The sequence below is a fragment of the uncultured Polaribacter sp. genome (assembly GCF_947503875.1).
Taxonomy (GTDB): Bacteria; Bacteroidota; Bacteroidia; order Flavobacteriales; family Flavobacteriaceae; genus Polaribacter.
Window position 1 is genome coordinate 53,669 of the sequence record NZ_CANNFH010000009.1, and the last position, 12,166, is coordinate 65,834.

7 protein-coding genes are annotated in these 12,166 nt (G+C 31.6%); 4 read left to right on the forward strand and 3 right to left on the reverse strand.

Annotated features, from left to right (window positions below):
- Positions 1-76 precede the first annotated feature (76 nt).
- A complete protein-coding gene (locus Q0684_RS13135; protein ID WP_299017687.1) occupies positions 77-2,140 on the reverse strand; it encodes an HDIG domain-containing metalloprotein in 2,064 nt (687 codons plus the stop codon).
- Positions 2,141-2,276: 136 nt separating this feature from the next.
- Here Q0684_RS13135 and Q0684_RS13140 point away from each other — a divergent pair, with 136 nt between their 5' ends.
- Both Q0684_RS13140 and Q0684_RS13145 read left to right on the forward strand, forming a co-directional pair.
- Positions 2,277-3,455, forward strand: a complete 1,179-nt coding sequence (locus tag Q0684_RS13140) for an acetyl-CoA C-acyltransferase (RefSeq protein WP_299017690.1) — start codon at positions 2,277-2,279, stop codon at positions 3,453-3,455.
- Between the two features lie 46 nt (positions 3,456-3,501).
- Complete coding sequence (locus Q0684_RS13145) at positions 3,502-4,272, forward strand: NlpC/P60 family protein (RefSeq protein ID WP_299017693.1); 771 nt, start codon at positions 3,502-3,504, stop codon at positions 4,270-4,272.
- Positions 4,273-4,324: 52 nt separating this feature from the next.
- Here Q0684_RS13145 and Q0684_RS13150 read toward each other — a convergent pair whose 3' ends face one another.
- Positions 4,325-5,575, reverse strand: a complete 1,251-nt coding sequence (locus Q0684_RS13150; RefSeq protein WP_299017696.1) for a tetratricopeptide repeat protein — start codon at positions 5,573-5,575, stop codon at positions 4,325-4,327.
- A 16-nt stretch (positions 5,576-5,591) separates the two neighbouring features.
- The gene (gene gyrA / locus Q0684_RS13155) at positions 5,592-8,114 is read right to left on the reverse strand and encodes a DNA gyrase subunit A (protein ID WP_299017699.1); all 2,523 of its coding nucleotides are present in this window, start codon (positions 8,112-8,114) and stop codon (positions 5,592-5,594) included.
- Between the two features lie 268 nt (positions 8,115-8,382).
- Here gyrA and Q0684_RS13160 point away from each other — a divergent pair, with 268 nt between their 5' ends.
- Positions 8,383-10,947: an ATP-dependent Clp protease ATP-binding subunit gene (locus tag Q0684_RS13160; protein WP_299017702.1), complete on the forward strand. Its 2,565-nt coding sequence runs from the start codon at positions 8,383-8,385 to the stop codon at positions 10,945-10,947.
- A gap of 114 nt (positions 10,948-11,061) precedes the next feature.
- Entirely contained in the window at positions 11,062-12,087 is a 1,026-nt protein-coding gene (locus tag Q0684_RS13165) for a TlpA disulfide reductase family protein (RefSeq protein ID WP_299017709.1), read from the forward strand.
- Positions 12,088-12,166: the final 79 nt, after the last annotated feature.

Sequence of the window (12,166 nt, forward strand, 5' to 3'; positions counted from 1 at the left end):
TTTAAAATTGCGAGTGCAAATGTAATATTACATTTACAATTTAACAAGATGTTTTTAACTTTTTTCTGTTTTTTTTCTAGTCAGGATATTCAACCCTTAAGTGATAGACATTTAGCAATTTTTTCTTGATTACTTTTTTTATGGTTTCTATTTCTTTAAATGTAATATTTGCATTTAAAAACTGATTTTCTGCCATTTGTTTATCTGTAATTTTCTCTATTAATTGATCTATAGATTGTGCTGTTGGCTTTTTTAAACTTTTAGATGCAGCTTCTGCTGTATCGCATATCATTAAAATAGCTGTTTCTTTAGAAAACGGATTAGGTCCTTGATATTGAAAATTTTTAATATCAATATTACTATCAGGATTTTGCTCCTTCTCTTTCATGTAAAAGTAATATACTGTGCTTGTACCATGATGCGTTCTAATAAAATCTATAATTCTATCTGGCAACTTATACTTTTTTGCCAATTCTATTCCTTTTATAACATGGTCTGTAATAATTTTTGCACTATCTCTTGGAGATAATTCGTTATGCGGATTAACACCCGTAGTTTGATTTTCTATAAAATACATTGGATTTAGCATTTTACCAACGTCGTGATATAAAGCTCCAGTTCTAACAAGCATAGAGTTTGCTCCTATTTCATTTGCACAAGCTTCTGCTAAATTTGCTACCTGCATTGAATGTTGAAAAGTACCTGGTGCTTTTTCGTTTAAGGCTCTTAATAATTTGGTATTCGTGTTAGATAATTCTAACAATGTTACATCTGAAACTAAACCAAAAACTTTTTCATAAATATAAATAAGAATCAAAGATAAAAATGACAATAATCCATTTATGGCAAATAAAATAAAGTAATCTAAATTTATTTGAGATGCACTACCTTCTTTTATAATTGAAAAAGCAAAGTATGTTATCATATAAATACCGGTAATTTGTGCCACAGAAATAAATAAATTTGCTCTTTTATACAGCTCAGAAACTGTGAGAATAGTAACGATTCCGGCGATAATATGAAGGTAAATAAACTCAAAACTATTTGGCACTATATAGCCTAAAAGTAAAACGGTTAAAACATGTGTAAAAAGCCCTAAACGCGCATCAAAAAAAGCCTTTAAAATAATAGGCAACACACTTAAAGGTACAACATACAAATAGTCTGAATTGTATTTAACAACCATTGTTTGTATGAAAATCATAGAAAAAACATTGAAAAATATAAAAGTAACAGTGTTGTTATTATTATAAATTTCTACATTATTTTTCTTTAAAAAAAGCAGTAACATTAGTAATGCCAAGGCTACTAAAATAGTGTAACCAAAAATAATCCAATTATAGTTAGAATCCGTCCAAACTTTAGATTCAGATTCCCTTTTTAAGGAATTTAATATGGCTAATTTTTTACCTTCAACAATATCTCCTTTTAAAATAATTAATTCTCCCGCAGATACTTTTCCTTTGGTATAAGAAATATTAGAAAATTCAGTTTCTAAAACTTTCTCCGTAAAATTATTGTCATAAAAAACATTCGGTTTTATAATTTCTGTAAGAATCGTATATACCTCATTACTTAAATTATTTTCGACCTTGCCGGATATGTTTTTTGAAATTAAATTTAGTACATCCTTCGAATTCAAAAAATTTTTGAAAGCAATACTTTCTACAACATTGTCTTTTTTTAAAGCCACCAATTCGTTAGGATTCGTAATTCTATCTTGGCTTACTACCTCTAAAAAACCAGCATTATATACTTTTTCAATTACTTTAATTCCTTCTGCTAAAAAAATATTTTTATTAGAGATATTTACGGAGTCACTTAACCTAATTTTATCAATTCTATCTTTAAAAGTATTTTTTACTTCATTTTTAATAGACGTTTTGTAATTGAAGTACAACAATGCATTTGCATCTATTTCCTTTTTTTCTATAGTAATCTCTTCTTCAGATTTTTGAATCGCAAAATCAAAAGGAGCATATAAATTATCATATTTCCACAATTGACCACTATTATAATCGTACTTAAATTGACCTCCTTTTGGGAATAAATAAACAATTGCGGTTGTGGTAATTAAAAATAAAAGTACTTTATAAATTATTGTGTTATGCTTATAAAGTTTGTTTACTAAATTACTCATATCTACTAAGTTCTTAAGACAAACTTAGCACAAAAATATTGAGGTGAAAAATATAGAAGGTACAATCGCTAAAAAATTAATTAAAATTCTTTAATTTAGCATTTTATCGCTTTTAATTTAAGGCCTAAACAATAATATGAAGGAAGTAGTTATAGTATCTGTTGCAAGAACACCGATAGGAAGTTTTATGGGAAGTTTATCTACTGTACCAGCACCAAAATTAGGAGCTATTGCCATAAAAGGCGCTTTAGATAAAATAAAATTAAATGCAAATTTAGTGGATGAAGTTTTTATGGGTAACGTAGTTTCTGCGGGATTAGGGCAGGCACCTGCAAGGCAAGCAGCCTTAGATGCAGGAATACCAGATAGCGTGCCTTGCACCACTGTTAACAAAGTATGTGCTTCTGGAATGAAATCTATTATGCTAGCAGCACAAACAATTGCATTAGGTGAGGCAGAAATAGTTGTTGCTGGCGGAATGGAAAACATGAGTAGCATACCACACTATCAACATGCTAGAAAAGGCAATAAATTTGGACCTATAACCATGGAAGATGGTATGCAAAAAGACGGCTTAGTTGATGCATATCAACAAGTTGCCATGGGTGTTTGTGCAGATGAATGTGCAACCAAGTATAATTTTACTAGAGAAGAACAAGACATTTTTGCTATAAACTCTTATAAAAGATCTGAAAAAGCATGGAAAGAAGGTAAATTTGATGATGAAATAGTACCTGTAAGCATACCTCAAAGACGGGGAGAACCAATTATATTCTCTGAAGATGAAGAATATAAAAATGTAAAGATAGAAAAAATACCAACTTTAAGACCTGCATTTACTAAAGATGGTACAGTTACTGCTGCAAATGCATCTACCATTAATGATGGTGGAGCAGCGCTAATTTTAATGTCTGCTGACAAAGCAAAAGAATTAAATATGCAGCCATTAGCCAAAATAAGAAGCTATGCAGATGCTGCCCATGAACCAAAATGGTTTACAACAGCTCCTGCAAAAGCATTACCTAAAGCTCTTGCAAAAGCAAATATTGCCATAGACCAAGTAGATTACTTTGAATTAAACGAAGCTTTTTCTGTAGTAGGCTTAGCAAACATGCAACTACTAAATATTACTGAAGATAAGGTAAATGTAAATGGAGGTGCAGTTTCTCTGGGACATCCATTAGGGGTTTCTGGTGCTAGAATTATTATTGCTTTAACTTCCGTTTTAAAGCAACGAAAAAGTAAAATTGGGGCTGCAGGAATTTGTAATGGTGGTGGAGGCGCAAGTGCCATGGTAATTGAAAGCCTTTCTTAAAAAAACAAAATCCTTAAAATAAAATCTAACTCGCAAAAATCTAAATTTGTTATACGGCATTTGTAATTTAAGCATAGTTGCGCTAAGAAAAGAGGCTTCTCACAAATCTGAAATGACGAATCAGGTGCTGTTTGGAGAGCATTTTGAAATCTTAGAAAATCAACAAAAATGGAGTAGAATAAAACTTGCTTTTGATGGGTTTGAAGGTTTTATAGACAACAAACAATTTACATCTATATCCTATAAAGAATATCAAATGCTTTCTGAAGGAAATGTTAGTTATTCTGCTGAATTAGTAGATTTTATTACGAATGTAAACAACGAATTAACAACGATTACCATTGGTGCTGTTTTACCACTTTTAAAAGAAACGGAATGCGAATTAAGTGATGAAACTTATAGTTATCAAGGCGCTATTTTTTCAGGTAAATTGGATAAAAGTGCTATTTTGAAAACTTCCTTTACTTTTTTAAATTGTCCTTATTTATGTGGTGGAAAATCTCCTTTTGGTATAGATTGTTCTGCTTTTACGCAAATGGTTTACAAACTTTGTGGCTATCAATTGCAAAGAAATGTTATTGAACAAGCAGCGCAAGGTGAAGTTTTAAGTTTTATTGAAGAAAGTGAACCTGGAGATTTAGCTTTTTTTGATAATGAAGAAGGCGAAATAGTACATGTGGGTGTTATTTTGAACAATTATAATATTATTCATGTACATGATAAAGTAAGAATAGACAGTTTAGACCATAGTGGAATTTTTAATACTGATCTACAAAAACACACACATAAATTAAGAGTTATTAAAAAAATAGTATAAAAAAACCGAAATATTAAATTTCGGTTTTTTTTATTTAAAAGGTATTGTAAAACTACATTCCTCTCATTTTCTTATAAACTGGCCTTAATGCATCTGCCTTCGCATTCATTTCTAAGGTATCATAAATATTTAAAAGCGTTTTAACAGTATTCTCAGACCTAGAAAGGCTATCTGCTTTTTCTAAATAAGGTAAAGCTTTTTTGTAAACACTTTTTTGTTGAATCTTTAATGCATTATACTTTTTAAAATTAGATAAGTTGTTATTCATTTCAGCAACAATAGCCTTTTCTTCAGCTAACATTGCTATAGAAAGATTCATGTAAGCATCTGCATAATCTGGTTTAAGTTCTATTGCTTTTTTGTAATACTTAATTGCGTCTTCAATTTTATCTTCATTTGCATTTACAACTCCTAAATTAAAAAACAAAGTTGGGTTTGTAGGGTCTATTTTAACAGCCTCTTGCATTAAATCTGCAAACTTATCCATTTGTTTTAATTTAATATACAACTGCGCCTCATTTAGAATTAAATTTACATCTTTAGGATTTGATTTTCTAGCTTCTTGCAAAGCTGTAATAGCTTTATCTGTTTTACCCTGATTAACGTATATATAACCTATATTCTTAATAATATCTGGCTTTTTAGATGGTGTTGTTTCGTCCACTGGATTTTCATACTGCCCCAACTTAATCCTATTTGCTCTATTTGACTTGCTACCAAGATTGTCTACTTCTCCAGAAATCTTATTTGTTGCTTTGTAAATAGTTCTTATACCTGTATAACCTAACTCTTTTAATTGCAAAAAGTACTTTAAAGCAGTATCATTGTCCTTTGCTAAAGAAGCGCTTATTGCTGCATTATATAAAGACGCAGTATCCTTTGGATTAAGTTTATACGTTAGTGCGAAATTTTTTACTGCCGCTGGATAATTTTTTGTTTTGTTATATTGATTTATAGCTTTAGTATTCACTTTTTGGACTAAAGCACTCAACATAGGTTCTGCTAACTTTGTGTATTTGGGTTTACCAATTTCTTTTTCATAATCAAAAAGGGCATTGAACGCTGTTCCAGCAGCTTCGTACTTATTTTGACCAGCCAATGCTTGAGCTTTTAGAAAGTAAAACTTAGTTTTATACTTAGCATCCATATTTGCAAGCATACTTTCCGTTGAAGTAATTGCTGTTAATGCCTCTGCATATTTTTTACCTTTTAAAGCTTTTTCTGCTAACTTTAACTCTTTTTTCTGACCAAAAGAAACAAAAGATACTAATGCCAATGAAAGCATTATAATTTGATTTTTCATTCTATTCGTTTTTAATTTATTCTTGTTCTTGATTATCGTTTGTATTGTTTTCAATTTCCGTGCCATTTTCATTTTCTCCTTCAACACTTTCCTCAGCATCCTCTTCATGCACTACTTTAGCCACAGCAGCAATACTATCATCATCTTTAATGTTAATTAAACGCACACCTTGTGTAGCACGTCCCATTACACGTAAATCTTCTACAGCCATTCTAATAGTTAAACCAGATTTATTAATAATCATTAAATCGTTAGAGTCGTCTACATTTTTTATGGCTACTAGATTTCCAGTTTTTTCAGAAATATTTAAAGTTTTAACACCTTTACCGCCTCTGTTTGTAATTCTGTAATCTTCTAAACTAGATCGTTTTCCATACCCTTTTTCAGAAACCACTAAAATATTACTTTCCATGTCATTTACAGCAACCATACCAATCACCTCATCATTCTCATGTTGTAAGGTAATACCACGAACTCCTGATGCTGTTCTACCCATAGGTCTTGTTTTTGCCTCTTCAAAACGAATAGATTTACCAGAGGCTAAAGCTAACATTACTTGGCTATCTCCTGTAGTTAATTTCGCTTCTAAAAGCTCATCACCTTCTTTAATAGTTATTGCATTAATACCATTTGTTCTTGGTCTAGAATATTGCTCTAAAGAAGTCTTTTTAACTTGACCTTTCTTTGTAGCCATTATTACATAATGACTATTAATATAGTCTTCGTCTTTTAAATCTTGCGTAACTAAAAATGCTTTTACAGAATCGTCTTGTTCTATATTTATTAGATTTTGCATTGCTCTACCTTTGGTGTTTTTACCACCTTCTGGTATTTCGTAAACACGCATCCAGAATACTTTACCTTTTTGTGTAAAGAACATCATATATTGGTGGTTTGTACCCACAAATAAATGTTCTAAGAAATCTTCATTTCTAGTAGTTGCTCCTTTTTGCCCTCTACCTCCTCTATTTTGCACTTTGTACTCATCTAAATTTGTACGTTTTAAATAGCCTGCGTTAGAAATTGTTACCACTACTTTTGTATCTGGTATCATATCTTCAATACGCATATCTCCACCTGCATATTCTATGGTAGATCTTCGCTCGTCTCCGTACTTATCTTTAATATGAAGTAGCTCGTCTTTTATAATTTGGTAGCGTCTTGGTTCATTCGCTAAAATATCTTTTAAGTCTGCAATAGTAATCATGATTTCATCATACTCTGCACGTAATTTATCTTGTTCTAAACCTGTCAATTGGCGCAGACGCATTTCTACAATAGCTTTCGCTTGAATTTCAGTTAATTCAAAACGTTCTATTAAACTAGCTCTTGCTTCATCTGCATTATTAGAACCTCTAATAATTTTAATTACCTCATCAATATTATCTGAAGCAATAATTAATCCCTCTAAAATATGGGCTCTAGCTTCTGCTTTCTTTAATTCAAACTCTGTTCTACGAACAACAACTTCATGTCTATGTTCAACAAAGTAATGGATTAATTGTTTTAAGTTTAATTGCTCTGGTTTTCCATTAACTAAAGCAATGTTGTTTACACTAAAAGAAGTTTGTAATTGTGTATACTTAAATAATTTATTTAAAACGATATTAGGAATTGCGTCACGTTTCAAAATGTAAACAATACGCATTCCGTTTCTATCAGACTCATCACGTATGTTTGCAATACCTTCTAATTTCTTTTCATTTACCAAATCAGCAGTCTTTTTAATCATATCTGCTTTATTCACTTGGTAAGGAATTTCAGTAACAATAATGCACTCACGCCCTTTAACCTCTTCAATATTAGCTTTAGCACGCATTACAATACGTCCACGACCAGTATGAAAAGCATCTCTTACACCATCATAACCATAAATAATTCCTCCTGTTGGAAAATCTGGAGCGGTAATATGTTGCATTAATTCATCTACCTCAATCTCTCTATTATCAATGTAAGCGATTGTACCATTAATTACCTCTGTTAAATTGTGTGGCGCCATATTAGTAGCCATACCCACTGCAATACCAGAAGCACCATTTACTAATAAATTTGGTATTCTAGTTGGCAAAACAATTGGTTCGTGCAACGTATCATCAAAGTTTAAACGATGATCTACAGTTTCTTTTTCAATATCAGCTAGCATTTCTTCTGATATTTTTTGCATTCTAACCTCTGTATAACGCATTGCTGCAGGACTATCACCATCTACAGAACCAAAGTTCCCTTGGCCATCTACCATCATATAACGCACACTCCAATCTTGCGCCATACGCACCATAGAATCGTAAACAGAAGTATCTCCATGTGGGTGATACTTACCTAAAACCTCACCTACAATTCTTGCTGACTTCTTATATGCTCCTGTAGCTTTTATTCCTAATTCATGCATACCATACAAAACCCTTCTATGAACTGGTTTTAAACCGTCTCTCACATCTGGTAATGCCCTAGACACAATTACTGACATTGAGTAATCAATGTAAGCAGCTTTCATCTGCTCTTCAATATTAATCGGAATTAACTTTTCTCCGTCTGCCATATATATTTCTTATTAATATTAATCATTTTTTAAAAACAAGGCAAGATACTATTTTTGTTAATTTTTACAAAGATTTTAACCTTTGCAATTGGGTAGAGTTATCAACATTTTATGATAATTTTTAACACAAAAAAATTTGGCTAGCTTTTAATTGTTTTTTAATTTAGACAAAAGTCAATTTGACAGTTTTTTACAGTGGCATCTTTTTTGCAACGAGGCAGAAAAAAAGACTTGAATATACAGCACAGTACTAAAGATAGAACGAAATATGGACGATAATTTTTCACCAAAAGTAAGAGATGTGATAACGTTTAGTAAGGAAGAAGCTTTACGTTTAGGGCACGAATTTATTGGAACAGAACATTTAATATTAGGCCTTCTAAGAAAAGGAGAAGGCAAAGCAATGGAAATTTTAACAGCATTTGATGTAGATTTAACCTTATTGCGCAAAAAATTAGAACAACTAAATCCTGTAAATCCTGCGTTTGCAGAAACCACAGAAAAGAAAAGCTTACACTTAACTAGACAAGCAGAAAAAGCATTAAAAACCACCTTTCTAGAAGCGAAGCTCTATCAAAGTGAGGCCATTGATACGGCACATTTGTTACTATGCATTTTAAGAAACGAAAATGATCCTACAACAAAACTAATTCAGAAATATCATGTAAATTATGATGAAGCGAAAGCCTTATACAAACAATTACATGTAGACGATACTGATTTATCTAACAATCCTATAGCAGAAACGCCTTCTGATAACGAGTTTGCCTCTAATAAACCAAATCCTTTTGAGCAACAACCCAAAGGTAAAAACGTAAAAAAATCTAAAACACCAGTTTTAGACAATTTCGGAAGAGATTTAACAGCTCTAGCAGAAAACGGAAACTTAGATCCTGTAGTGGGTAGACAAAAAGAAATTGAGCGTGTTTCACAAATTTTGAGCAGAAGAAAAAAGAACAATCCAATGCTCATTGGTGAACCTGGTGTTGGTAAATCTGCAATAGCTGAAGGTTTAGCGCTGCGTATTGTAGAACGTAAAGTCTCTCGAATTTTGTTTGACAAACGATTGGTTTCTCTAGATTTAGCGAGTTTGGTTGCAGGCACAAAATATCGTGGACAGTTTGAAGAGCGTATGAAAGCTTTAATGAATGAATTAGAGAAGAATGACGATATTATTCTTTTTATAGATGAAATTCATACTATTGTTGGCGCAGGTGGTGCAACTGGTTCTTTAGATGCTTCTAACATGCTTAAGCCTGCTTTAGCAAGAGGTGAAATACAGTGTATTGGTGCAACCACTTTAGATGAATACAGAACTAACATTGAAAAAGATGGAGCTTTAGAGCGTCGTTTTCAAAAAGTAGTGGTAGACCCAACTTCTGTAGAGGAAACCATTCAAATTCTTCAAAATATAAAAAATAAATACGAAGATCATCATAATGTAAATTATACAGATGAAGCTTTAGAAGCTTGTGTAAAATTAACTAATAGATATATGACTGATAGATTTTTGCCAGACAAAGCTATTGATGCTTTAGACGAGGCTGGCTCTAGAATTCATATTACAAATATTGTGGTACCACAACAAGTTTTAGAATTAGAAACACAGTTAGAAAATATTCGTGAGCAGAAAACAAAAGCAGTAAATGGTCAAAAATATGAAGAAGCTGCTAAATTACGTGATGATGAAAAGAATATGGAAGCTGCCTTAGACTCGGCACAGAAACAGTGGGAAGATGATTCTAAGTTAAACAGAGAAGTTGTTACAGAAGATAATGTTGCAGAAGTAGTTTCTATGATGACTGGAATACCTGTAAATAGAGTTGCAGAAGCAGAAAGCCATAAGTTACACGAATTACCTCAGCTAATTAAAGGCAAAGTTATAGGACAAGATATTGCTGTTACTAAAGTTGTAAAGGCAATACAACGCAATAGAGTTGGTTTAAAAGACCCTAACAAACCAATTGGTTCGTTTATCTTTTTAGGACAAACAGGTGTTGGTAAAACACAATTGGCAAAAGTTTTAGCGCGTGAGTTATTTGACTCTGATGATTCTTTAATTAGAATTGACATGAGTGAATACATGGAAAAATTTGCGATTTCTAGATTAATTGGAGCGCCTCCAGGATATGTAGGTTATGAAGAAGGCGGACAATTAACCGAAAAAGTAAGAAGAAAACCGTATTCTGTAATTTTATTAGATGAAATAGAAAAAGCACACCCAGATGTGTTTAATATGTTATTACAAATTTTAGATGACGGACATATTACAGATAGTTTGGGTAGAAAAATAGATTTTAGAAATACTATTATTATAATGACTTCTAATATTGGTGCACGCCAATTAAAAGATTTTGGTGGCGGTGTTGGTTTTGGTACTTCTTCAAAAAAAGAACAAGCAGACGAACATGCGAAGTCTGTAATAGAAGGAGCTCTAAAAAAATCTTTTGCTCCTGAATTTTTAAATAGAATAGATGATGTAATTGTATTTAATGCGCTAGAAAGAGAAGACATTCACTCTATTATAGACATAGAGTTAGATAAATTATTATACAGAATCTCTGATTTAGGATACACTTTAAAACTTTCTGAAAAAGCAAAAGACTATATTGCAGATAAAGGTTTTGATAAAAAATATGGTGCAAGACCATTAAAAAGAGCCATTCAAAAATATATTGAAGATGCTTTAGCCGAAGAAATTGTAAATTCTAAATTGTCTGAAGGTGATACCATTACCATGGACTTAGATAGTGAAACTAACAAACTCACTATTAATATAGAAAAAGGAGACAAAAAATTAGAAACAAGAACAGCTCCAGAAACAGAGTCTTAAAATTCAAAAAGCCCAAACGAAAGTTTGGGTTTTTTCTTTTAAACAAGAATCTATATAATTTTAATAAAATTTAAAAAGTATATCCTTTATATTTGTAAAAAATAAAAACAAATAATGAAAAAATTAACTCTAATACTTTTTCTTTTTATAGTTGCAATTGCTTGTAAAAATGAAGTTAAAGATTACGTAAGCGTTGCTGGTACTTTAAAAAACAATAAAGATTCTATACTAAATATTATAGGTAGAACAGGTATTGCAAAAACTATAAAAATTAATGAAGACGGTTCTTTTAAAGACACCTTAAAAGTTGAAAAGGCAGATGTTTATACATTACAAAGTAGCACAGGAAAACGTGCTCCTATCTTCTTAAAAAATGGTTTTGATATTCAGTTAACTGGAGATTCAAATGATTTCTTAAAAAGTTTTTCATACAAAGGAATTGGTGCAGACAACAGTAACTTTATGTTAGCTCAAATTAAGGAAACTCAAAACCTAGGAAATCCGCAACTTATCTTAGAGTTAGAAGAAGATGTTTTTAAATTAAAAATGGAAAACTTAAAAAGAAGTTTTGACAGTATTGTAAACTCTTACGATAATTTAGACAGTACTATGATTACTATGGCAAATACTCAAACTGAGCAAATGGTATCTTATTTTAAGCAAAATTATAATAGCAATAAAAAAATGGCTAAAGGGAGTCCTTCGCCTAAATTTGAAGATTATGTAGATTTTAAAGGTGGTAAAAAATCTTTAGATTCTTTTAAAGGGAAGTATGTGTACATAGATGTTTGGGCAACTTGGTGTGGCCCATGTATACAGCAAATACCTTTCTTAAAACAAATAGAAGAAGAGTATAAAGGAAAAAATATAGAATTTGTAAGCATCTCTACAGATGAGTCTAGAAGAAGCGGCGGTTCTTGGGAAGCAGCGGAGAAAAAATGGAGAGATTTTGTAAAAGCAAAACAATTAGGTGGTGTTCAATTATGGTCTGGTGAAGATTATTCATTTCAACAGGCATACCAAATTACGGGGATACCAAGGTTTATTTTGATAGATCCAAATGGAAATATTGTAGACGCAAATGCCCCTAGACCAATGGAACCAAGACTTAAAACACTTTTTAATTCTTTGGGGATATAATTTTGATGGTTGATGGTTGATGGTTGATGGTTGATGGTTGATGGTTGATGGTTGATGGTTGATGGTTGATGGTTGATGG